We start from the raw sequence: 24,280 nt of genomic DNA on the forward strand, positions 1-24,280 counted from the left end.
GCGCGGGTCAGTGCCCGCGCCGCCGACGGCGCCGCGCACGCCAGGTCAGCAGCGTTGCAGTGGCCAGCACCGCCGCGGCAAGACCGAACCATTGCACCGCGTAACCCAAGTGCCGCGCGGGTGGCAACGTGTTCGGAAGCATCTCCAGATCGCGCTCGTAACCGACCGGCACCACTGGATCCAGGCGCAATACCTGCGACGAAATGTCGCGCCTTCCCAGCGTGCTGCGCACCGCCTGCACATCCAGCCGTGTCGCCAGCCAGGTATTGGACGTGGCGGTCGGCGCCAGCGCCGGCCCGATTGCCAGACCGGATGACGGCGGCGCGCTCAGCAGCCCCTGCAGGTCCCGCGTACCTTCCAGTGCAGTGATGCTCGGCAATTGCCGATTCGCCGGCAGCGGCAACCAACCCAGGTCGACCAGCAGCGTATGCGATGTACCTTGCGCCGCGGCGAGCTGGTAGACGCGCACACCGGCACGTCCGGCATGCAATTGATTGTCCAGCAGCACCTGCTGCGGCAAAAACCGTACGCGTCCGCTCACCCACGCCAACTCCTGCCGCGCGGCCTCTGCCTGCACCAGGGTCAACGGTGTCTCGCGCACATGCGCGGCGCGTTCCAACAACGCTTGCTTGCTGTGCATGCGCTGCAATTGCCACTGCCCGAGCGCAACAAACCCCACGCTGACCAGCACGGCCAGCGCCCAACCCAACACCGCCGTGTGCTTGCGCGTCATGACAAGCGACGCAAAAAAGCGTGCAATGCCCGGACCACGTCGACGACCACCGGGGCTGTTGTGAACGATTCGCTCAAGACGCTGCTGATTGTCGCCTTCCTGATCGTGATCCTGTGGAACCTGGGTGCCGGTCTGTACTACCTGCTCACCGATCGCGGCCAGACCAAACGCACCGTCAACGCACTGACCTGGCGCATTGGATTGTCAGTTGCATTGATCGCCATCGTGATCATCGGCATCTACACCGGCTGGATCAAGCCGCATGGCATCGGACGCTGAGGCGGCCGGGAATGGAGAATCGGGAGTAGGGAATCGTAGAAGCAAAAGAAGGCTCGCTCTGGCGATTCCCGATTCCCGATTCCCGATTCCCGATTCCCGATTCTCAAAGCACATACACGAACAGGAACAGCGCTAGCCACACCACGTCGACGAAGTGCCAGTACCATGCGGCCGCTTCAAAGGCGAAGTGGTTATCGCGGCTGAAGTGGCCCTTGGCTGCGCGTAGCCACATTACCGCCAGCATGATCGTGCCTAGCAGCACATGCATGCCGTGGAAGCCGGTGAGCATAAAGAACGTGGAGCCGTAAATTCCCGAGCCCAGCGTGAGATTGAGTTCGGTGTAGGCGTGGATGTATTCCTCTGCCTGCAGGAACAAAAACACGCAACCCAGCAGCACCGTCAACCCCAACCACAGCAGCAGCGCACAGCGCCGGCCGCCTTTCAGTGCGTGATGCGCAATAGTCAGCGTCACACCGGAGCTGAGCAGGATCAGCGTATTGATCAGCGGCAATCCCCAGGCCGGAATGGTCTGGAATTGCCCGCCGATCGTGCCCGGACCATTGGTCGGCCAGGCAGCGGAATAGCCGTTCCACAGCAGCTCGTTGGTCATCACGCCATCGCCTTCGCCGCCCAGCCAGGGCAGCGTCAGCACGCGCGTGTAGAACAAGGCGCCGAAGAAGGCGCCAAAGAACATCACCTCGGAAAAAATAAACCACACCATCCCCATGCGGAACGAGCCGTCCACCTGGCGGTTGTAGTTGCCGGCGTTGGACTCGCGAATGACATCGCCAAACCACATGAACAAGGTCGCCAGCAACATCGCCATGCCGGCGAAGAATGTCCAGCGCCCCCAGGCCGCATCGTTGAGCCAACTGGCCACGCCAATCATCATCACGAACATCGCAATCGACCCGACAAAAGGCCATTTGCTCTGGGTCGGGACGAAATACGCATCGGCGTTGGGACTGTGATCGGCCATGGCGTTGCTTCCGTGTCGTGGTACGAGTGGATGAAGGTTACGGCGCCGCGCGCGGCGTGCCGGACACGGCACCGCCCTGCAGTTCCGAGGTCAGCGCGTCGTTGCGATAGAACGTGTAGGACAAGGTGATCGTAGTGACTTCCGCAGGCAACGCAGGGTCCACGATGAAACGCAGCGGCATGTCGCGCGTCTCCCCGGCCTGCAGCGTCTGCGCGGTGAAACAGAAACATTCGGTCTTGTTGAAGTAGCCCGACGCACGCGCCGGCGCAACCGACGGCACTGCGCTACCCACCACCGCCCGCTTGCTGTCGTTGCGCGCGAAATACAGTGCCTCGTTGAGCTCCCCCGGCACCACGTCCATCGTCATTTGCTCGGGATGGAACGTCCAGGGCAGTTTGGAATTGACCCCGGCATCGAACTCCACCCGCACCGTGCGTTTGCCAGCGCCCACCGCATTGGATGCACCCTCGCGGGTGCTACCCGGTGCGCGCTCCATGCGAATGCCGAAGACTTTTTCGCACGCGATGCGGTACAGCGGCACCAGCGAAAAGGTCAGCACGAAGACGCCTAGCACCACGCCCAGCAGCTTGAACAAGCCGGCGGTTGGCGCATGCGTGGGCGCGCGCGCAGTCATCGGCCGATGACGCCCGAGGCAATGAAGCCGGCATAGATCAGCAACGCAATGATCCCCACCGTGATTGCCGTGCGGCGTACCGCGCGGCGCTGCTGCGCCTGCCGTTCGGCAGCGGAAAGTAGACGCGTCACCGCCGGCTCCGACGCCGACTCAGTGGCCGATGTCTTCATGCGCAAGATCTCCAGGCTTGATGACCGGCGGCACGGTGAAGGTGTGTGCAGGCGCCGGCGAAGGCACCGTCCACTCCAGCCCCTTTGCACCTTCCCAGGCACGCGCATCGGCGCGAGCACCGCTACGTAGCGACGCAAGCAAAATGGCGGCCATCAGGAACGGCGTAGCAAACATGCCGAACGCACCGATCGAACTGACCAGATTCCAGTCGGCAAACACCACGTTGTAGTCGGGGATGCGCCGCGGCATGCCGGCCAGACCGAGGAAGTGCTGCGGGAAGAACAACAGGTTGACGAAGATCATCGTCCACCAGAAATGGAACTTGGCCCAGGCCTCGTTGTACATGCGCCCGGTCCACTTCGGCCACCAGTAGTACACCGCTGCAATCAAGGCAAACACCGCACCGGTGACCAGCACGTAATGGAAATGCGCCACCACAAAATACGTATCGTGATACTGGAAGTCCGCCGGTACGATCGCCAGCATCAGGCCGGAAAAACCACCGATGCTGAAGAGGATCACAAACGCCACGGCCCACAGCATCGGCGATTCGAACGTCAGCGAGCCTTTCCACATCGTGCTGACCCAGTTGAACACCTTCACCCCGGTCGGGATGGAGATCAACATCGTGGCGAACATGAAATAGATCTCACCACCGAGCGGCATGCCCACGGTGAACATGTGGTGTGCCCACACAATGAAGCTCAAAAACGCGATCGCGGCGATCGCATAGACCATCGCCTGATAGCCGAACAGCGGCTTGCGGCTGAAGGTGGGGATGATTTCGCTGACCACACCGAACGCCGGCAGGATCATGATGTACACCTCCGGGTGCCCGAAGAACCAGAAGATGTGCTGGTACATCACCGGGTCGCCACCGCCGGCCGCGTTGAAGAAGCTGGTGCCGAAGAACTTGTCGGTCAGCAACATGGTGACCGCACCGGCCAACACCGGCATGACCGCGATCAGCAGGAACGCGGTGATCAACCAGGCCCAGCAGAAGATCGGCATCTTGAGCAGATCGATGCCCGGCGCACGCATGTTGAGCACGGTGGCGATGATGTTGATCGCCCCCATGATCGAGCTGACGCCAGCCACGTGGATCGCGAACACGCTGAAGGCCACGTTGTAGCCACCCTGCAGCGACAGCGGTGGATACAGCGTCCAGCCGCCGGCTGGTGCACCACCGGGCAGGAACAACGTCAACAACAACAAGGTAAAGGCGACCGGCAGCAACCAGAACGACCAGTTGTTCATGCGCGGCAATGCCATGTCCGGCGCGCCGATCTGCAACGGAATCATCCAGTTCGCCAGACCGACGAAGGCCGGCATCACCCCACCGAAGATCATCACCAGTGCATGCACGGTGGTCATCTGGTTAAAGAATTCGGGCTTGACGAACTGCAGGCCGGGCTGCATGAGTTCGGCGCGGATCACCACGCTCATCGCCGCGCCGATGATGAACATCACGAAGGAGAACAGCAGGTACAGCGTGCCGATGTCCTTGTGATTGGTCGAAAAAAACCAGCGCTCGACGAAGCCGGGCTGATGGTGTCCGTGGTGATCGACTGCGGTATGCGCCATGACGGAACGACCTCTGTGAAGCGGTGCGGTTGCGAGCGGTATTAGAGAGCGGCGGTCGGTGCGGCAGCTTGTGCTGCCGGTGCCGCCGCGGGTGCAGCCTCACCGGTAGGTGCTGTCGCTGGTGCTGCGGGCGTGGGCGCTGCTGCTGGGGCTGCTGCCGTCGATGCCGCGGGCGCTGCAGGTGTGGCGCTGCGACGTGATGCCAGCCAACGCTGGAACTCGGCCTTGGGCAGCGCTTCGACCACGATCGGCATGAAGCCATGATCCTTGCCGCACAACTCCGCACACTGGCCGCGATACACACCCGGCTGCTCGATATTGGTCCACGCCTCGTTGACGATGCCAGGGATGGCGTCCTGCTTCCAACCCAGTGCAGGCACCCACCACGCATGGATCACGTCGTCGGCGGTGATCACGAAGCGGATCTTGGTATTGACCGGCAGCACCAGGCGATTATCGACATCGAGCAGATAATGCGGTTGCGACGCCGCAGTAGGGCGCTCGCCGCTCTGCCGGATGCGGTCCGATTCGCGCGCCAGGCGGCTGGTGAATTCCACGCCCTGGCCCAGATACTCGTACTTCCACATCCACTGATAGCCGGTGACCTTGACGGTCATTTCCGACTCGCGGGTGTCGTACATCGCGATCAGTTTGGCCGTTGCCGGCCACGCCATCGCAATCAGCACCAACACCGGAATCACCGTCCACAGCACCTCGGCCCGCGTGTTGTGGCTGAACTGTGCAGCCACCGCGCCCTTGGACTTGCGGAACTTGAACATCGCATAGCCCATCGCCCCGAACACCAGGACGCCGATCACCACGCACACCCACAGCGCCACCATATGCGCCTCGTAGGCCATGCGTGCGGTCTGCGTCACCCCGCGGCCCATATTGAGCTGCCATTCCTTTGGATCAGCCGATTGCGCCCAGGCGCCCGGTGCGCCGACCAGCGCTGCCATCGCCAGGCCCAACCTTGTGTACGTCGACTTCCAGCTGCTGCGTTGCGTCATTGCCTAGACCCTTACGTCATCGGTGACGGCCATTGGCGGCCGCGAGCAAGCGTTTCAGGGTATCTGCCAGTTCCACACGTTCGGCCGGCCCGAGAAAACTTCCGATCTCGATCTGCCTGCCGCTGCTCACCAACAGCACCCTGTCGTCGCGTTCCATGCATAACCGCACCCAGTGCGGATGTGCCTGAAACGCTGGTGGCGCATGCCCGGACGGAAACACCTCAACTGCGGTCTCCCCTACCCGGATCGCTTCTTCGCGCTCGCCACTTCGCCACAACTGCCGCAGCGCCAGCGCCACCATTCCACTGTGCAACAGGGCGAATACCGGCGCGAATACATTACCGGTCCACCACCCCAGGCCCGCAAAGACCCACATCGTTCCGGACAGAACTGCGAACAGCAGCACGAATTGCCTGGCCGATAGCGCCCGCGGAGGTCGCAACCGCAATTGCGTCCCAACCCCTTCGGACATCAACGGCAGCACTTCGATCATTGGCAACACGCAGCGGACTGCGGGAACAGCCCGATGGTAGACCCGCGCGAACGCATGCGGCAAGCGTTTCCGCCGATCAGCAAATTGCTGCAGTGCAGCTAAAAATGCGCATAAATCAAATACTTCACTCAAACAGCGGACGGCACAGGCCCGTGAGCGGGTCCACCATCACATCCTTGGGCGACCTGCACAAAACGGCGGGAAAGCTGCCGCTTCCACACAAGTGTGCGGGTGCTCCGGCTCTCTAGAATGCGCAAGGATTCCCAGGCACCTTTCGCATGAACGCTCAGCTCGACTCGCTTGCCTCCACCGCCGACGCGCACTCGCTGCTCGCGCCCGAGTTACCGGCCGCGCCCGGCGCATTGCGCGCTGCCATCACCGCTGCCTGGCTCAAGGACGAAGCCGAGCACGTGCACGAACTACTCGACCAGGCGCGCTTGCCGGCCGCAGAGCAGGCCAAGGTGCAGGCACTCGCCGCCGATCTGGTCACCCGGGTGCGTGCACGCGCACAGGATCAGGGCGCGATCGAAGCCTTCATGCGCCAGTACGATCTGGGCAGCGAGGAGGGCGTGCTGCTGATGTGCGTGGCCGAGGCATTGCTGCGTATTCCCGACCAGGACACCGCAGACAAGCTGATCCGCGACAAGCTCGGCGATGCGGACTGGAAGAAGCACATGGGCGGCAGCGACTCGGTGCTGGTCAACGCATCGACCTGGGGCTTGATGCTTACCGGCAGGCTGGTGCAACTCAACGACCTTACCCGCGCCGATGTACCCAGTGCCTTCAAGCGTCTGATCGGCCGCGTCGGCGAGCCAGTGATTCGTCTGGCCGTGCGGCAGGCGATGAAGATCATGGGCCACCAGTTCGTCATGGGACGCACGATCGGCGAGGCGTTGTCGCGTTCGCGCAAGGGCGACAACGCCGATTACCGCTATTCGTTCGACATGCTCGGCGAAGGCGCATTGACCATGAAGGATGCGCAGCGCTATTTGCAGGCGTATCGCGATGCCATCCATGCGATCGGCCGTAGCGGCAGTTTCGTCGGCACCGATGTGTTCGCCGCGCCCAGCATTTCGATCAAGCTCTCTGCGCTGTATCCGCGCTACGAACATGCCAAGCGCGCACGCGTGATGGCCGAACTTGTGCCCGGCGTGCTGGAACTCGCGCAGCTGGCCAAGTCGTATGGCATCGGCTACACCGTCGATGCCGAAGAGGCCGATCGCCTGGAGCTGTCGCTGGACATCATCGAAGCCACCTTTTCCGACCCGTCGCTGGATGGTTGGGAAGGCTATGGACTGGCGGTGCAGGCGTATCAGAAGCGCACGCCCTATACGATCGACTTCCTGGCCGACCTGGCGCGGCGCGTTGGCCGACGCATTCCGGTGCGTCTGGTCAAGGGCGCCTATTGGGATGCGGAGATCAAGCGTGCGCAGATCGAAGGCCATCCCGGCTACCCGGTGTTTACGCGCAAGCAGAACACTGACGTCTCCTACCTGGCCTGCGCACGTCGCATGTTTGCGCACAGCGACGCGCTGTATCCGATGTTCGCCACTCATAACGCGCAGACCATCGCCGCGGTACGTGCGATTTCAGCGGGTAAAACGTATGAGCATCAGAAACTGCACGGCATGGGCGATGACCTGTATGCCGAGGTGATTCCTGCCGATCGTCTGGGGCTGCCGTGTCGTGTGTATGCACCGGTCGGCTCGCATGAAGATTTGCTGCCCTACCTGGTGCGTCGTCTGCTCGAAAACGGCGCCAATTCCAGCTTCGTCAATCGCATTACCGATGAGGACGTCGCCATCGAAGACCTGATCCGCGATCCAGTCGAGGCGGTGTCGTCGTTTGTCTCCATCCCGCACCCCAAGATCCCGCTGCCGACAGATCTGTTGCGCAGCCAGAACCAGAACAGGAAGAACTCCATGGGCGCCAATCTCGCCAACGACAACGATCTGCGGCAGCTGGCCGAGCAACTCAACGCCGCCGTCAAACCGTGGAAGGCAGCGCCGCTTGTACCGGGCGCGGTGATCAGTACCCAGAGCGAAGCAGTGCTGAACCCGGCCGATCGCCGCGAGACGGTTGGGCACTGGCAACCAGCCGATCCCGCGACGGTGCAGAAGGCGCTGGCGTCAGCCGCTGCAGCCCAACCGGGCTGGAACCGCACCCCGGCGGCAAGCCGCGCCACCATCCTGGAACACGCCGCCGACCTGCTCGAGGCGCGCATGCCCGAGTTCATGGCGATCTGCGTCAAGGAAGCGGGCAAGACGCTGCCCGATGCCGTGGCCGAAGTGCGCGAGGCAGTCGACTTCCTGCGCTACTACGCCGGCCAGGCACGCGCACAATTTGGCTCACCCGAGCGCCTGCCCGGACCGACCGGCGAGTCCAATGAACTGCAATTGCACGGTCGCGGCGTGTTCGTCTGCATCAGCCCCTGGAATTTCCCGCTCGCGATTTTCCTGGGCCAGGCCGCCGCCGCGCTCGCTGCCGGTAACAGCGTGATCGCCAAACCCGCCGAGCAGACCAATCTGATCGGCTACGCGGCAGTGAAGCTGCTGCACGAAGCCGGCGTACCGGAAACCGCCGTGCAATTCCTGCCTGGTGACGGCGCCACCGTGGGTGCTGCATTGACCAACGATCCGCGCGTGGCGGGCGTGGCGTTCACCGGTTCCACCGAAACCGCGCGCATCATCAATCGAACCCTGGCCGCGCGCGATGCCGCTATCGGCGTGCTGATCGCCGAGACCGGTGGCCAAAACGCCTTTATCGCCGACTCGTCATCGCTGCCCGAGGCCGTGGTGAAGGATGCAATTTCCAGCGCATTCATCTCCGCCGGTCAACGCTGCTCGGCGGCGCGCGTGTTGTTCGTCCAGGACGACATCGCCGACAAGGTCATGACCATGCTCGCCGGTGCGATGGGCGAGCTGAAGATCGGCGACCCCGGCGTGCTTTCCACCGACGTTGGCCCGGTAATCGATGCAGATGCGCTCAAAATCCTCGACGATCACGCATCTCGTATGGACCGTGAGGCACGCCTGATCGGAACCACCAAGCTAGACGATGGCACCGCACACGGCAGCTTCTTTGCCCCGCGCGCCTATGAGCTGACGTCGCTCACCCAGTTGCAACGCGAGGTTTTCGGTCCCGTCCTGCATGTGATTCGCTGGAAAGCCGACCAGCTCGACACCGTTATCGACCAGATCAACGCCACTGGCTACGGCCTGACCTTGGGCGTGCATTCGCGCATCGACGACACCATCGAGCGCATTACATCGCGCGTCGCCGTTGGCAACGTCTACGTCAACCGTAATCAGATTGGCGCCGTCGTCGGTGTCCAGCCCTTCGGCGGCCAAGGCCTTTCCGGCACCGGCCCAAAAGCCGGCGGCCCGCACTATCTGCTGCGCTTCGCCACAGAGAAGGTTGTCACCGTCAACACCACCGCAGCAGGCGGCAACGCCTCGCTGCTGACACTGGGTGATTGAAGAAGGGCTGGTTGATCCAAAGCCAGGCAAGAAAAACCCCGCGAGAGCGGGGTTTTTTATGCCTGGGATAGAAACAGGTCAATCAAGTGCCGCCGATTCACGTATGAAGCGGCCAGCAAGCCAGGCGCCTTGGGTCGCCAATCGAGATTGGCGTCGTTGAATGCATCGGGTCATCCGGTCATTGCGGCCTGATTTCGCGTCACCGTTCGGCACGCCCTTGTTGAAAAATCCCTTTAGCCGGAGAAATGCCGGCAGCAGCCTCACCTCTGTCGGAATTCGACCCAATACAGCGAGGTTGATCAATAAAGCTCGTTCAATGTGGAATGCATCGGGTCATCCGGTCATTGCGGCCTGGTTTCGCGTCATCGTTCGGCACGCCCTTGTTTAAAAATCCCTTTAGTACGCCAACAACCACCGCTTGATCCATCAGAAAGGTTTTGACTGCAGCGCGACGACCGCGCGATAGCGCATAGAGATAATCGCCAGTAAATGCCTCAGATAATGGCTCCGGACCTAGCGCAGCGAGCAGCTCATGCACCTGCGTATCAGATTGCCACAGCAGGCAACCAAACCGTCGCGGGTCGTTGAAGCGCAGCACACGCCCGTTCTGCAGGCTGATATCCACATGATCATGTGCGCGCGGCAGCGTATCGCCAGGCAATACACGCAAGCTCCCGGACATGCCCAGATGCAGCAACGCACTCCCGCCGGCATCGGTATCCATCAATAGATACTTGGCACGTCGACGGACCTGCGTGATGGTAGCTCCAGGAAGCAAGCGCTCGATCTGCTCGGCAATGGGCCAACGCAGATCTGGCCGACGCAGGATCACCCCATGGATGCGCTGCCCAACCAGATGCGGCGCAAGGCCGCGCACCGCAGTTTCGACTTCAGGCAATTCCGGCATCAGCGCATCCAGCAACAGCCGGTCATGCACCGGCACGGCACGATATGGAGGTTGGCATGCTGAAAAGCAATCAAGCGGCGGTCGGCCAGTCACCGGATAGCGGTCTGCAGGAGCAGCCGAGGGTTTGCGAGCGAGAGTTTATGAGCGACGCATGTGGTGTGCGTCGTCGTCCAGCTTATGCCGAGCACGCTCGCCGGCATGTTCGCGGCGACAGCGGCACCTTCCGCTGGCATGAGTCGCCCCCCGTGCAGCGCGGGAGGCACCTCACGGGCGGTACCTCATCTATTTGCAGGTCGCGTGCGGCTGGAGGTCAGCATGCAGAAAAGCAATCGAGCGGCGATCAGCTAGCTACCAGATAGCGGTCTCCAGGAGCACAGGCGAGGGTTGACGAGGCACGCAGCCCGGTGCGGGTATGGGTGGATTGCGGGGTTTTTCCTAACGACCAGGCAAAAAGAAACCCTCAGTCCAGTTGGACTGAGGGTTTCGGGTAAAGCCCCTGGCGATGACCTACTCTCGCATGGCTTGAGCCACACTACCATCGGCGCAGCTGCGTTTCACTTCCGAGTTCGGGATGGGATCGGGTGGTTCCACAGCGCTAATTTCACCAGGGAGACGGTTGGAGTGTCGCCAGTCGGAGCTTCGTGGCAAACGGATGCACATGGGTGCAAGCGTTTGCGTTGAAGCGCCTACGGCGCTCGTCTCGCATAGTTAACTTGTGACGTAGCTTGCGTTTGCGGATCTACCAACGTTCGTTGGGACCAAGGCAACTTGAGGTTATATGGTCAAGCCGCACGGATCATTAGTATCAGTTAGCTCAATACATTGCTGTACTTACACACCTGACCTATCAACCACATAGTCTATATGGTTCCTTTAGGGGGCTTGTGCCCCGGGAAGTCTCATCTTGAGGCGCGCTTCCCGCTTAGATGCTTTCAGCGGTTATCGCTTCCGAACATAGCTACCCGGCAATGCCACTGGCGTGACAACCGGAACACCAGAGGTTCGTCCACTCCGGTCCTCTCGTACTAGGAGCAGCCCCTCTCAAACTTCCAACGCCCATGGCAGATAGGGACCGAACTGTCTCACGACGTTCTGAACCCAGCTCGCGTACCACTTTAAATGGCGAACAGCCATACCCTTGGGACCGACTACAGCCCCAGGATGTGATGAGCCGACATCGAGGTGCCAAACACCGCCGTCGATATGAACTCTTGGGCGGTATCAGCCTGTTATCCCCGGAGTACCTTTTATCCGTTGAGCGATGGCCCTTCCATACAGAACCACCGGATCACTAAGACCTACTTTCGTACCTGCTTGATCCGTCGATCTTGCAGTCAAGCACGCTTATGCCTTTGCACACAGTGCGCGATGTCCGACCGCGCTGAGCGTACCTTCGTGCTCCTCCGTTACTCTTTAGGAGGAGACCGCCCCAGTCAAACTACCCACCATACACGGTCCCTGATCCGGATAACGGATCTAGGTTAGAACGTCAAGCACGACAGGGTGGTATTTCAAGGATGGCTCCACTGCAGCTAGCGCCACAGTTTCATAGCCTCCCACCTATCCTACACAGACGAACTCAACGTTCAGTGTAAAGCTATAGTAAAGGTTCACGGGGTCTTTCCGTCTTGCCACGGGAACGCTGCATCTTCACAGCGATTTCAATTTCACTGAGTCTCGGGTGGAGACAGCGCCGCTGTCGTTACGCCATTCGTGCAGGTCGGAACTTACCCGACAAGGAATTTCGCTACCTTAGGACCGTTATAGTTACGGCCGCCGTTTACTGGGGCTTCGATCAAGAGCTTCGCCTTGCGGCTGACCCCATCAATTAACCTTCCAGCACCGGGCAGGCGTCACACCCTATACGTCCACTTTCGTGTTTGCAGAGTGCTGTGTTTTTGATAAACAGTCGCAGCGGCCTGGTTTCTGCGACCCTCTTCAGCTATAGCTCGCATGAGCCACCAAAAAGGGTGCACCTTCTCCCGAAGTTACGGTGCCATGTTGCCTAGTTCCTTCACCCGAGTTCTCTCAAGCGCCTGAGAATTCTCATCCTACCCACCTGTGTCGGTTTACGGTACGGTCTTCGTGAGCTGAAGCTTAGGAGCTTTTCCTGGAAGCGTGGTATCAGTGACTTCGCCATAAAGGCTCGTCTCGGTGCTCGGTCTTAAAGAATCCCGGATTTGCCAAAGATTCAAACCTACCGCCTTTCCCCGGGACAACCAACGCCCGGTACACCTAACCTTCTCCGTCCCTCCATCGCACTCACGCGAGGTGCAGGAATATTAACCTGCTTCCCATCGACTACGGCTTTCGCCCTCGCCTTAGGGACCGACTAACCCTGCGTCGATTAACGTTGCGCAAGGAAACCTTGGGCTTTCGGCGTGCGGGCTTTTCACCCGCATTATCGTTACTCATGTCAGCATTCGCACTTCCGATACCTCCAGCAGACTTCTCAATCCACCTTCGCAGGCTTACGGAACGCTCCTCTACCGCGCATAAAACAAGTTTTATGCACCCCAAGCTTCGGTTCACTGCTTAGCCCCGTTAAATCTTCCGCGCAGACCGACTCGACCAGTGAGCTATTACGCTTTCTTTAAAGGGTGGCTGCTTCTAAGCCAACCTCCTGGCTGTCTGTGCCTTTCCACATCGTTTTCCACTTAGCAGTGAATTTGGGACCTTAGCTGTGGGTCTGGGTTGTTTCCCTTTTCACGACGGACGTTAGCACCCGCCGTGTGTCTCCCGGATAGTACGTACTGGTATTCGGAGTTTGCAATGGTTTGGTAAGTCGCGATGACCCCCTAGCCATAACAGTGCTCTACCCCCAGTAGTATTCGTCCGAGGCGCTACCTAAATAGCTTTCGAGGAGAACCAGCTATCTCCGGGTTCGATTAGCTTTTCACTCCTAATCACAGCTCATCCCCGTCTTTTGCAACAGACGTGGGTTCGGGCCTCCAGTACCTGTTACGGCACCTTCACCCTGGCCATGACTAGATCACCCGGTTTCGGGTCTACTGCCCGCGACTATGCGCCCTTATCAGACTCGGTTTCCCTTCGCCTCCCCTATACGGTTAAGCTTGCCACGAACAGTAAGTCGCTGACCCATTATACAAAAGGTACGCAGTCACTCTTGCGAGCTCCTACTGCTTGTACGCACACGGTTTCAGGATCTATTTCACTCCCCTCTCCGGGGTTCTTTTCGCCTTTCCCTCACGGTACTGGTTCACTATCGGTCGGTCAGGAGTATTTAGCCTTGGAGGATGGTCCCCCCATATTCAGACAGGGTTTCACGTGCCCCGCCCTACTCGTCTTCACTGGAGTGGCCCTTTTAAATACAGGGCTATCACCTTCTATGGCCAATCTTTCCAGATTGTTTTTCTAAAGCCATTCCAGCTTAAGGGCTGTTCCCCGTTCGCTCGTCACTACTTAGGGAATCTCGGTTGATTTCTTTTCCTCCGGTTACTTAGATATTTCAGTTCACCGGGTTCGCTTCCAGCAGCTATGAATTCACTGCAGGATACTGCCGAAGCAGTGGGTTTCCCCATTCGGATATTGCCGGATCAAAGCTTGTTGCCAGCTCCCCGACACTTTTCGCAGGCTACCACGTCCTTCATCGCCTCTGACCGCCTAGGCATCCACCGTGTGCGCTTATTCGCTTGACCATATAACCCCAAGTTGCCTCGGAGCTATATGTACGTGTTGTGTGGGGTACAAAGCCACCAACGCGAACATACGACTCAATTACTTAGGGACTCGAAGTCCCCGCCTTAGCCTCAACGACACGTTTAGATAGATATCTCAAACGCTCGCTACGTCACAAGTTATAAAAGAACATGTATCAGCCTCAACGCTGATCCATATAAATTCTTAAGTGTGCACTACATTCAGAGTGGTGGGTCTGGGTAGACTCGAACTACCGACCTCACCCTTATCAGGGGTGCGCTCTAACCACCTGAGCTACAGACCCGAAGTCTTTTCACTCAATATGGTGGAGCCTGTCGGGATCGAACCGACGACCCCCTGCTTGCAAAGCAGGTGCTCTCCCAGCTGAGCTAAGGCCCCAAAAGGGACTTCGCATACCGACCTGTGCCGGTATGAATCTCTGAATGCAGGTAATTTGTGAGGACGCCCGACAGGACGAATGACGTCATGCTCAAAAGGAGGTGATCCAGCCGCACCTTCCGATACGGCTACCTTGTTACGACTTCACCCCAGTCATCGGCCACACCGTGGCAAGCGCCCTCCCGAAGGTTAAGCTACCTGCTTCTGGTGCAACAAACTCCCATGGTGTGACGGGCGGTGTGTACAAGGCCCGGGAACGTATTCACCGCAGCAATGCTGATCTGCGATTACTAGCGATTCCGACTTCATGGAGTCGAGTTGCAGACTCCAATCCGGACTGAGATAGGGTTTCTGGGATTGGCTTGCCCTCGCGGGTTTGCAGCCCTCTGTCCCTACCATTGTAGTACGTGTGTAGCCCTGGTCGTAAGGGCCATGATGACTTGACGTCATCCCCACCTTCCTCCGGTTTGTCACCGGCGGTCTCCTTAGAGTTCCCACCATTACGTGCTGGCAACTAAGGACAAGGGTTGCGCTCGTTGCGGGACTTAACCCAACATCTCACGACACGAGCTGACGACAGCCATGCAGCACCTGTCTCACGGTTCCCGAAGGCACCAATCCATCTCTGGAAAGTTCCGTGGATGTCAAGACCAGGTAAGGTTCTTCGCGTTGCATCGAATTAAACCACATACTCCACCGCTTGTGCGGGCCCCCGTCAATTCCTTTGAGTTTCAGTCTTGCGACCGTACTCCCCAGGCGGCGAACTTAACGCGTTAGCTTCGATACTGCGTGCCAAATTGCACCCAACATCCAGTTCGCATCGTTTAGGGCGTGGACTACCAGGGTATCTAATCCTGTTTGCTCCCCACGCTTTCGTGCCTCAGTGTCAGTGTTGGTCCAGGTAGCCGCCTTCGCCACGGATGTTCCTCCCGATCTCTACGCATTTCACTGCTACACCGGGAATTCCGCTACCCTCTACCACACTCTAGTGACCCAGTATCCACTGCAATTCCCAGGTTGAGCCCAGGGCTTTCACAACAGACTTAAACCACCACCTACGCACGCTTTACGCCCAGTAATTCCGAGTAACGCTTGCACCCTTCGTATTACCGCGGCTGCTGGCACGAAGTTAGCCGGTGCTTATTCTTTGGGTACCGTCAGAACAATCGGGTATTAACCGACTGCTTTTCTTTCCCAACAAAAGGGCTTTACAACCCGAAGGCCTTCTTCACCCACGCGGCATGGCTGGATCAGGCTTGCGCCCATTGTCCAATATTCCCCACTGCTGCCTCCCGTAGGAGTCTGGACCGTGTCTCAGTTCCAGTGTGGCTGATCATCCTCTCAGACCAGCTACGGATCGTCGCCTTGGTGGGCCTTTACCCCGCCAACTAGCTAATCCGACATCGGCTCATTCAATCGCGCGAAGCCCGAAGGTCCTCCGCTTTCACCCGTAGGTCGTATGCGGTATTAGCGTAAGTTTCCCTACGTTATCCCCCACGAAAGAGTAGATTCCGATGTATTCCTCACCCGTCCGCCACTCGCCACCCATAAGAGCAAGCTCTTACTGTGCTGCCGTTCGACTTGCATGTGTTAGGCCTGCCGCCAGCGTTCACTCTGAGCCAGGATCAAACTCTTCACTTAAAATTACATGTCCGAAGACAAATTACTTTAGCTGCAGAAGTTCAACCACTGACAACTTATCGCTTGCAAAGCAATTAATATGTTGCTTTTTGATTAAACGTCTGCAAGATGGACAATCATCCTTCCTGCAGGCGTCCGCACAAATTACCTGCGCACACTGTCAAAGAACATTGGGAAGTGGCCTCAGCGCCGTTCCCGTCAGCTTCGTCGTTTCCGTCGAAGCGAGCCGCCCATTATAGCGGACTTTTTCTTGCCGTCAACACCTTGTTTCCGAGGTGGTTGACGCTGCTTCGTTTCAACCCGAAGGTTTTCTGCGAAGCGAGCCGGCCATATTAGCAGGCTTTTCATCTCCGTCAACCCCTCGTGAAGAGGAAGTTGTCGCCGCTGCACCTCAATCCGCCGTAGCGTCTTTCCGTGTAGCGAGCCGCCCATCATAGCCGGCTTTTCCGTTTCGTCAACACCCTAATTTCAGGGAATTTTCGAACCCTTTCGCTCTGGTTCCGCGTTTGCGGAGTCCGTTGCGTCGGGGGAGGCGAACTATATGCCTACGAGACAATTTTGGGAAGCCTTTTGTGAAAAAAATTTCACGAGGTTGCCAAATGCTTGCGCTGGCACTCGTTTGGTCTCGCAGGACACATTGAAAGGCAACGGATGGGTCGCGACTCACATATATAGAGTGTTGCGACAGCGACCCAATGTTGCGGCTGTGCAGCAACGCTGCAGCCGGCTCACGCAGCGACCAGCAATACCCTAGCGAAATTGCGCTTGCCCACCTGGATGACGGCTTCGAATCCTGGGCCGAAGACGCGGCCGGCATCCTCGATCACCTCACCGTCGATCTTGACCGCACGCTCCTTGAGCTTGCGATTGGCCTCTGAGTTGCTCGGCGTAAGCCCGGCAGCCGTCAGCAGGCTGGCGATCCGCAGTCCTTCCGCCGGGACCACGACCTCCTGCAGCGGCAGCAGACTGGTGTCGCCCTGCCCTGTGACCACGGCGTGCCAGCCGGCGATGGCCTGTTCGGCTGTCGCTGCATCGTGGAAACGCGTCGTCAGTTCGCGGGCTAGGCGCAATTTGACATCGCGCGGGTGCAGTTCACCGGAAGCGACCTGCTCTTTCAGGCGTGCCGCCTCGGCCACGCCGATGTCGAAGGACAACAGATCGATCCAGCGCCAGGTCAGCTCGTCGCCGATCTTCATGGTCTTGGTGACGATATCGATCGCCGGCTCATTGATACCGATGTAGTTGCCCAGCGACTTGGACATCTTGGCGACGCCGTCCAGCCCTTCCAGCAACGGCATGGTCAGCACGACCTGTGGTGCCTGGCCGTAATGCTCCTGCAGACCACGGCCCATCAACAGGTTGAACTTCTGATCGGTGCCGCCCAGCTCGACGTCGGCCTTCAACGCCACCGAGTCGTAGCCTTGCACCAATGGATAGAGGAACTCGTGGATGGCGATCGGCTGCTGGCCGGCGAAGCGCTTGGCGAAATCGTCGCGCTCGAGCATGCGCGCCACGGTGTGCTGGGCGGACAGCTTGATCATGTCGGCGGCGCTCATCTGGCCGAACCACTCGGAGTTAAAGCGTACTTCGGTGCGCTCGCGGTCCAGGATCTTGAAGACCTGCTCTTCATAGGTGCGGGCATTAGCTAGCACATCTTCGCGACTGAGCGGTTTGCGGGTGACGTTCTTGCCGCTCGGGTCGCCGATCATGCCGGTGAAGTCGCCGATCAGAAAGATGACCTGGTGACCCAGCTCCTGAAATTGCCGCATCTTGTTGAGCAACACGGTGTGGCCCAGGTGCAGATCCGGCGCCGTGGGGTCGAAGCCGGCCTTTACCCGCAGCGGGACGCCCGACGTCAGGCGGGCTTCAAGCTGATCGAGCTTGAGAATCTCGTCGGCGCCACGGCCGATGAGTGCAAGGGATTCTTCGATAGTGGCCAACCACAGACTCCAGCGGCGTTTGCCGTCAACAACGTGAATGATGTTAAACGCGGGTTAATTCCGCGCCAAGTGAAAATAATGAACAGGCTCAATGGTTTGACGCGCTGTTACAGGCTGTCTATGGTACCGGCGATTGGGCTCGCACTTCGAGCCAGCGAGGAAATCCAACGATGCAGAACTCAGAGCAGGGCCGTGCACGCAAACGGCGCTTTCAAGAACGCCTCCACGTCCTCCACGACACTGCACTGCATCGCAAGCTCAAGCAGCACCTCCCGGCCGCGTTCAACGACCGTTGGACGCGCCGCCACTGGATCCACGCCAGCCTGTTCGCGACCATCGGCGCGATGGTGGCCACGATCGTGCCGGGTTTCTCCAATGCCATCGACACCCCGCTCTCCAGCCATTCCACGCTGGCATTGCCATTGCCTCCGCTGGTGCCTAGCCGCAAGCAATTGGCGCCGAGCACCGAGTGGGAAATCCTGCAGGTCAAGTCGGGCCAGACGCTGAGTACGTTGTTCGGGGAGTTGGGAATCCCGACTGCAGTGATGTATCAGGTGCTGGCGCATCCGGGCACCAAGGAGGCGCTGACCAAGCTGCGCCCGGGGACCGAGATTGCGTTCGATCTGCCGACGCCGGGTGAGTTACGAGCGCTGCGCTTTGATCGCGACGACAGCCATCGGGTGGAATTGCGCCTATTGGGCGACAGCGTGCGCGAAAAGGTGACCGAGCGCGCGACGACCACGCGCACCGTGGTGGCCAGCGGTGAGATCAGCAGTTCGCTGTCCGCCTCGGCCGGCAAGTCCGGGCTGTCGCCAGCTGCGGTGGCGATCATGACCGACGAGATCTTCAAGTACGACATCGACTTCGACAAGGATCTGCAGCCGGGCGACCGTTTCAGCGTGGTGATGGATGAAACCTGGCGCGAGGGCGAGCGGATCAACACCGGCGACATCCTGGCGGCGACCTTCACCACCGGCGGCAAGACCTACACCGGATTCCGCTTCGAGCGCGCCGGCAAGCCGGCCGAGTATTACGACATCACCGGCCGGCCGTTGAAGAAGAGCTTTATCCGCATGCCGGTGGCGTATAGCCGCATCAGCTCCACCTTCGGTGCGCGCAAGCATCCGGTGCTGGGCACGATGCGCATGCATAAAGGTGTGGATTACGCGGCCGCGTCGGGCACGCCGATCATGGCGGCCGGCGATGCGCGGGTGGTGTTCGTCGGCACCCAGCGCGGCTACGGCAATGTCGTGATCCTGGATCACGGCAAGAACTACAGCACGCTGTACGGGCACATGTCGCGCTTCGGCAAGGTCAAGGCCGGCCAGCGCATCAATCAGGGCACGGTGATTGGCTATGTCGGCATGACCGGCCTGGCCACCGGCCCGCATCTGCATTACGAATTCCGGGTCGCCGGGCAGCAGCGCAACCCGATGTCGGTGACGATGCCGCCGCCGGAGCCGCTGCAGGGCGCCGAACTGGCCGCCTTCCGTGCACAGACCGCACCGGCCATGGCGCGCATCGAAGGCATGGAAAAGATGATCTATGCCGATGCCAACAAACCCGCCAAGAACAAGTCGCGCGGCTGAGGAACACAGCGGACATTAACCGGTGCGGGTCGCACTGGTCCGCGTGCCGCCGTGCCGAGCGACTGCAGTTGCGCGAGTTCGCTTGAGATCTGCGGGGCGCTCTTGGCAGTGCCCATGGTCGGCACGCGTGTCCGCGCCGACCAGCACGTCAGCACGTCAGCACGTCAGCAAACTGTTGCAATCAGCGGAAGCGGTGAAGACGTCAGCGCCGCATTGAAAGCAGCTGACAAAGCTACGGTGCAGCCAACAGACGGGCGCGGACGGTGCTCGTTGCAGCAGCTCACCCTCGTACACTCCGGTTTTTCCGCGTCGTCCATCCCCACCTGACGATTGCTCGCGACGCTTTGCTCGCCGCTCCTAGATGGTCGCGTGGATTCCTGTCTGCTGGCGGCCTTCGCTTGTAAGGGTCACCGCCCTTCCGGGCCAGCCCATCGACAGGCCAGTTGACTGGCCTCCCTGAGCTGCACAAGCTGGGTGACCGCTGCGCAATTGGCTCTGGCATGACTGTTCTGGAACACGAAAACTCCCCGCTGTATCTGGGCCTGATGTCGGGCACCAGCGCCGATGGCATCGATGCTGCGCTGGTGCGTTTTGCCGATGACCGCCACTGTCGTTGCGAACTGGTGGCAGGCATGACAGTGCCGTGGGCACCGCAGCTGCGCGAGACGTTGGTGGCGCTGGGCCAGGGCGCCGAGACCATCGCCATCGATGCGCTGGGCCAGCTGGATGCGCAGGTAGGCCTGGCCTTCGCGGACGCGGCCAATCAATTGATCGACACCTGTGGCATCGCGCGACAGCACATCCGCGCAATCGGCTCGCATGGGCAGACCATTCGCCATCGGCCGACCGGCGACCCAGCCTTTACCTGGCAGATCGGCGATGCGAGCCGGATTGCCGAGCACACCGGGATCACCACGGCGGCCGACTTCCGCCGCCGCGATGTGGCGGCCGGGGGCCAGGGCGCGCCGCTGATGCCGGCGTTTCATCTGGCGATGCTGGGGGCTGGCGATGAAGACCGCGCCGTGCTCAATCTGGGCGGGATCGGCAACCTGACCTTGATTCCGCGCGACGGCAGGGTGCTGGGCTTCGACACCGGCCCGGCCAATGCGTTGCTGGATAGCTGGTGCCTGCACCATCGCGGCACGGCGTTCGACGCCGAGGGTGCGTTTGCTGCCAGTGGCAGTGTGGATGCGTCGTTGCTGCAGGCGTTGCTGGCCGACCCGTGGTTTGCGCTGGCGCCGCCCAAGAGCACTGGGCGCGAACATTTCCATCTGGCCTGGGTGCGGCAGGCGATGGGCAGCGCGACGCTGCAGGCCGCCGATGTGCAGGCCACCTTGCTCGAGCTCACTGCCGCTACCGTGGCCGATGCCTTGCTGCGCCTGCAGCCGCAGACCCGCCGCGTGCTGGTGTGCGGCGGCGGCGTGCGCAATCCGGTACTGATGGCGCGGCTGGCGGCGCGGCTGCCAGGTGTGGTGGTGGAATCCAGCGCACGACACGGGCTGGACCCGGATTATCTCGAGGCGATGGGATTTGCATGGCTGGCGGCCGAGTTGCTGGCCGGGCGCCCGGCAAATCTGCCTTCGGTCACCGGGGCTGCGGGGCCGCGACTGCTGGGGGCGATCTATCCGGCGTGAATCGCCACACGACCAACGCTGGCACCCTAAGCCAGGGGCCCGCGCTGGCGCAACGCGCCAGGTTGCCAAGGCCAATGCAACGCGGTGGTCCTGAAAACACGCAAGCTTGCCGGCCGCTATCGAGCCGTAGCGCTCAGTGAGTGATGCATGGGCGGTAATCCATGGCAACTGCATTCATAACGACTGGCTTGGCCTGCGCAACTGGATGCATCGATTGAGCTGAAGCTCTACGACGAACACCTTGCAAGGCGCGCAGGTAGAGAGTGACCGCGGAGAGCGGCTAACAAGATAACTGCGCGCACCGCCAGGCGGGCGCGTGCAGTGCTGGCAAGCCTTGCTTACCACACGCAACTGCGATTCTGAGCACGCGTTCGGCACCCATCCGAAGACTGTCCGCGCCGTTTTTGTCAGCCGCTCTAAGGCGTGTTGCCGGCCGGCAGCGCCTTGAGCGCGGCGATGGCTTCGGCCAGGGCATCGACTTCCGGGTGCTGCAGGCCACCGGTGACTTCGAACTCGCTGGCGAACAGGCCTTGTTCGAGCAGATGCATGACGGTCTGGTGCTGGGTCCAGCCGCGTGCGACGGAAATGCGGCGGATGCGGTCTACCAGCACCGGATCGATATCACGCAACACCAGATCGGTCATGCCCTTCCTCGTGCGATGGATTGCCCCGCCGGCATCATCGGCAACCTTGGCGGACGTTTCAATCCGGCCGCCGGTCGTGTGCCAGCAAGCGCGGCCATAGCCAGGCCAGCAGCGCCAGGGTGGGAATCACGGTGAGCGCGCTGAGGATGAAGAAAGTGCTGTATGAGGTGGCCTGGACCAGGAACCCGGACACGCCGCCGGCGAACTTGCCCGGCAGATTAGCCAGCGACACCAGCAGTGCGTACTGGGTAGCAGTGAAGTTGCGATCGGTCAGCGACGACATAAAGGCCACCAGCACGGTGGCAGCAAAGCCCTGGAACAGGTTGTCGGCACTGAGCGCGGCGTAGAACGCCCACAGCTTGCCCGGGTTATGCGCCATCAGCAGGAAGGCCAGATTGGACAGCGCCACTCCCAGCGAGGCCACCAGCAACATGCGGCGAAAGCCGAACGCCGCCACTGCGGCACCACCGGCGAAGGCACCGGCAATGCCGATCCAGACACCGAACAGCTTGGAGACGGTGGCAATGTCGGCCTTGGTATAGCCGGAGTCCAGATAGAACGGGCCGGCCATCACGCCGATCACTTGGTCGGGGAACTTGTACAGGCCGACGAATAGCAGCAGCACAATCCCCAGCGCCAGGCCATTGCTGGAAAAGAAGCTGGAAATGGGCTGCCAGAATGCACCCGCAACGTCGACGCGGCGTACCACGGTGGCTTCGGGGCGGTCCGGCTCCCGGCATACCAGGGTGGTGATGATCGGCAGCACCATTAACGCCGACATGCCCAGGTAGGCCCAGGTCCAGTCGAGGTATTCGGCCATGTACAGCGCACCCGCGCCGCCCAGGATCAAACCGACGCGATACCCCAGCGTGTAGGTCGCGGCCAACGCGGCCTGTGCGGTCTCCGGGGCGATCTCGATGCGATAGGCATCCACAACCGAATCCTGGGTGGCGCCCCAGAACGAGGCGAACAGCACCCAGCTCACCAGCCCGGTGACGCTCAGGTCCGGCCGCGAAAACGCCAGTGCGACCAGGCCGATAGTCACGCCGATCTGCGCGACCAGCAGCCAGGACCGGCGACGGCCCAGGAAGGCGGTCAGCGGAAACGCGTAGCGGTCGATCAGCGGCGCCCACAGGAATTTGAGCAGATAGAAGAAGCTGGCCAGGCTGATCAGGCCGATGCTGCCCAGGTCCAGGCCGACATCGCGCAGCCGGGTCGACAGCGTCTGCGAGGCGATCAGCAGGAATGGCAGCCCGCTGCCGAAACCCAGCAGCGCCATGGTCGCCGCCGATGGAGTGGCGAATGCCTGCCGGATGCCGCGCAACCCTTTGTATTTTGGCGCGGGCTTGGTCATGCGTGCAGCCGGTGGAAGCGATTGGCGAGCGATACGGCCGGTGGATTGTCAGCGGCCGGCGCGCAGGCCGAGCTCCCGGAGGCGAGCAGGCCGGTCCAGAGGGGATGCCCAATACCTGCACTGACCAGACCCCAGCAGCGACGTGCTGTCCATATGCCGATCCTCATCGCAGCCATGTCTCTGTTGGTTGCAGGCACTGAACCAATCGACCGTCCATCCTTACCGGTCGCAGCGCCGGCCGGCTGCACGCGCTCACTCACTGCGCGTAATCCACGATATACGGCGCGTGATCGGAGAAGCGCTGCTCACGATAGATCGCGCAGGCCTGCAATGCGTCGCGCAGGCCGGGGGTGACCAGCTGGTAGTCGATGCGCCAACCGACATTGTTGGCGCGCGCCGCGCCGCGATTGCTCCACCAGGTGTAGTCCTCGCCCTGCGGATGCAGGACGCGGTAGCTGTCGACCCAACCACGGCCGTCGGCGGCGCTGGCTTCGCTTGCCGCGTCGGCGCACAGGCCATTGAGCCAATCGCGCTCGGGCGGCAGGCAGCCGGAATTTTTCTGGTTGGACTTCCAGTTCTTGATGTCCAGCGCCGAGCGCACGATGTTCCAGTCGCCGCACAGCACGTACTGGCGACCACTGACCAGCCACTCGTCCAGGATCGGCCGTAGCCATTCCATCACCTGGAACTTGTAGCCCTGGCGCAGCTCGCCGGAAGACCCGGACGGGATATAGAAGGACACGACACTCAGATTGCCGAAGCGCGCTTCGATGTAGCGGCCTTCTTCGTCGAACTCCGGCCAGCCCAGCGCGGTGCGCACTTCGTCGGGCGCGCGCTTGGCGTAGATCGCCACGCCGCTGTAGCCCTTCTTGGTGCTGGCATCGCGAAACCAGGCCTTGTAGCCAGCGGGCAGGAATTCCGGCCCGGTCAGCTGATGCTCCTGCGCCTTGGTTTCCTGGATGCACAGCACGTCCGCGTCCTGGGTGGCGAACCACTCGAAGAAACCTTTGCTGGCGGCCGAGCGCAGGCCGTTGGCGTTGAAACTGATGATGCGCATTGGGGGCCGGGAATGGGGAGTCGGGAATAGGGAATGGTAAACGCATCGCGCACCGGCAGCCTTCCTTGTGCGGCTGGGGTAGGCTTTACGATT

The 24,280-nt window shown here is 60.8% G+C and carries 15 protein-coding genes, 2 tRNA genes, 3 rRNA genes and 1 pseudogene; 4 read left to right on the forward strand and 17 right to left on the reverse strand.

All coding sequences use genetic code 11. The features are described 5' to 3' along the window. Positions 1-7 precede the first annotated feature (7 nt). On the reverse strand, positions 8-733 hold the full coding sequence (locus ACZZ0O_RS03190; RefSeq protein ID WP_463592211.1) for an SURF1 family protein: 726 nt from the start codon (positions 731-733) through the stop codon (positions 8-10). Between the two features lie 60 nt (positions 734-793). Here ACZZ0O_RS03190 and ACZZ0O_RS03195 point away from each other — a divergent pair, with 60 nt between their 5' ends. Continuing rightward, positions 794-1,012 carry a twin transmembrane helix small protein gene (locus ACZZ0O_RS03195; protein ID WP_005996896.1) on the forward strand — a complete coding sequence of 73 codons (219 nt, stop codon included), beginning with the start codon at positions 794-796 and terminating at the stop codon, positions 1,010-1,012. Between the two features lie 103 nt (positions 1,013-1,115). Here the strand turns inward: ACZZ0O_RS03195 and ACZZ0O_RS03200 are convergent, their stop codons facing one another. The 6 genes from ACZZ0O_RS03200 to ACZZ0O_RS03225 are packed head-to-tail and all read right to left on the reverse strand — an operon-like array spanning position 1,116 to position 5,883. Continuing rightward, on the reverse strand, positions 1,116-1,991 hold the full coding sequence (locus tag ACZZ0O_RS03200) for a cytochrome c oxidase subunit 3 (RefSeq protein WP_463592212.1): 876 nt from the start codon (positions 1,989-1,991) through the stop codon (positions 1,116-1,118). Positions 1,992-2,028: 37 nt separating this feature from the next. Next, the gene (locus ACZZ0O_RS03205; protein ID WP_115514114.1) at positions 2,029-2,625 is read right to left on the reverse strand and encodes a cytochrome c oxidase assembly protein; all 597 of its coding nucleotides are present in this window, start codon (positions 2,623-2,625) and stop codon (positions 2,029-2,031) included. Beyond that, a complete protein-coding gene (locus tag ACZZ0O_RS03210) occupies positions 2,622-2,795 on the reverse strand; it encodes a hypothetical protein (RefSeq protein WP_003484652.1) in 174 nt (57 codons plus the stop codon). Before ACZZ0O_RS03210 ends, ACZZ0O_RS03205 begins: the two co-directional genes overlap by 4 nt. After that, complete coding sequence (ctaD, locus tag ACZZ0O_RS03215; RefSeq protein WP_046964238.1) at positions 2,776-4,380, reverse strand: cytochrome c oxidase subunit I; 1,605 nt, start codon at positions 4,378-4,380, stop codon at positions 2,776-2,778. Before ctaD ends, ACZZ0O_RS03210 begins: the two co-directional genes overlap by 20 nt. A 41-nt stretch (positions 4,381-4,421) precedes the next feature. Then, positions 4,422-5,390: a cytochrome c oxidase subunit II gene (gene coxB / locus ACZZ0O_RS03220; RefSeq protein ID WP_311239990.1), complete on the reverse strand. Its 969-nt coding sequence runs from the start codon at positions 5,388-5,390 to the stop codon at positions 4,422-4,424. Positions 5,391-5,406: 16 nt separating this feature from the next. Next, positions 5,407-5,883, reverse strand: coding sequence for a DUF2244 domain-containing protein (locus ACZZ0O_RS03225; protein WP_055847435.1), 477 nt, complete (start codon positions 5,881-5,883; stop codon positions 5,407-5,409). A gap of 278 nt (positions 5,884-6,161) precedes the next feature. On the opposite strand from ACZZ0O_RS03225, the gene putA reads away from it, so the two are divergent. Then, complete coding sequence (putA, locus tag ACZZ0O_RS03230) at positions 6,162-9,362, forward strand: bifunctional proline dehydrogenase/L-glutamate gamma-semialdehyde dehydrogenase PutA (RefSeq protein ID WP_463592213.1); 3,201 nt, start codon at positions 6,162-6,164, stop codon at positions 9,360-9,362. 400 nt (positions 9,363-9,762) lie between these two features. Here putA and ACZZ0O_RS03235 read toward each other — a convergent pair. The 7 genes and pseudogenes from ACZZ0O_RS03235 to tyrS form a co-directional block, all read right to left on the reverse strand. After that, positions 9,763-10,269: pseudogene (locus tag ACZZ0O_RS03235) on the reverse strand (DNA-formamidopyrimidine glycosylase family protein); the annotation flags it as partial. A gap of 494 nt (positions 10,270-10,763) precedes the next feature. Next, positions 10,764-10,878: ribosomal RNA gene (gene rrf / locus ACZZ0O_RS03240) — 5S ribosomal RNA — on the reverse strand. A gap of 169 nt (positions 10,879-11,047) precedes the next feature. Next, positions 11,048-13,928: ribosomal RNA gene (locus ACZZ0O_RS03245) — 23S ribosomal RNA — on the reverse strand. A gap of 228 nt (positions 13,929-14,156) precedes the next feature. Next, positions 14,157-14,233: transfer RNA gene (locus ACZZ0O_RS03250), tRNA-Ile, on the reverse strand. Between the two features lie 19 nt (positions 14,234-14,252). Further along, positions 14,253-14,328 (reverse strand) — tRNA-Ala (locus ACZZ0O_RS03255). Between the two features lie 94 nt (positions 14,329-14,422). Beyond that, positions 14,423-15,969, reverse strand: a 16S ribosomal RNA gene (locus ACZZ0O_RS03260). The 16S, 23S and 5S rRNA genes sit together here with 2 tRNA genes alongside, the layout of an rRNA operon. A gap of 728 nt (positions 15,970-16,697) precedes the next feature. Continuing rightward, positions 16,698-17,909, reverse strand: coding sequence for a tyrosine--tRNA ligase (gene tyrS, locus ACZZ0O_RS03265; protein ID WP_463592214.1), 1,212 nt, complete (start codon positions 17,907-17,909; stop codon positions 16,698-16,700). 170 nt (positions 17,910-18,079) lie between these two features. Here tyrS and ACZZ0O_RS03270 point away from each other — a divergent pair, with 170 nt between their 5' ends. Beyond that, the gene (locus ACZZ0O_RS03270) at positions 18,080-19,498 is read left to right on the forward strand and encodes a M23 family metallopeptidase (RefSeq protein ID WP_055847426.1); all 1,419 of its coding nucleotides are present in this window, start codon (positions 18,080-18,082) and stop codon (positions 19,496-19,498) included. A gap of 500 nt (positions 19,499-19,998) precedes the next feature. Further along, positions 19,999-21,132, forward strand: a complete 1,134-nt coding sequence (locus ACZZ0O_RS03275; protein ID WP_463592215.1) for an anhydro-N-acetylmuramic acid kinase — start codon at positions 19,999-20,001, stop codon at positions 21,130-21,132. A 416-nt stretch (positions 21,133-21,548) separates the two neighbouring features. Here the strand turns inward: ACZZ0O_RS03275 and ACZZ0O_RS03280 are convergent, their stop codons facing one another. The 3 genes from ACZZ0O_RS03280 to ACZZ0O_RS03290 form a co-directional block, all read right to left on the reverse strand. Next, positions 21,549-21,776, reverse strand: a complete 228-nt coding sequence (locus ACZZ0O_RS03280; protein ID WP_055847421.1) for a hypothetical protein — start codon at positions 21,774-21,776, stop codon at positions 21,549-21,551. A 58-nt stretch (positions 21,777-21,834) separates the two neighbouring features. Beyond that, positions 21,835-23,130, reverse strand: a complete 1,296-nt coding sequence (locus ACZZ0O_RS03285) for an AmpG family muropeptide MFS transporter (protein WP_463592216.1) — start codon at positions 23,128-23,130, stop codon at positions 21,835-21,837. Positions 23,131-23,386: 256 nt separating this feature from the next. Continuing rightward, positions 23,387-24,187 (reverse strand): exodeoxyribonuclease III, encoded by an 801-nt coding sequence (locus ACZZ0O_RS03290; RefSeq protein WP_463592217.1) that lies wholly within the window; start codon positions 24,185-24,187, stop codon positions 23,387-23,389. Positions 24,188-24,280: the final 93 nt, after the last annotated feature.

It is taken from the genome of Xanthomonas sp. AC360, from assembly GCF_979258225.1.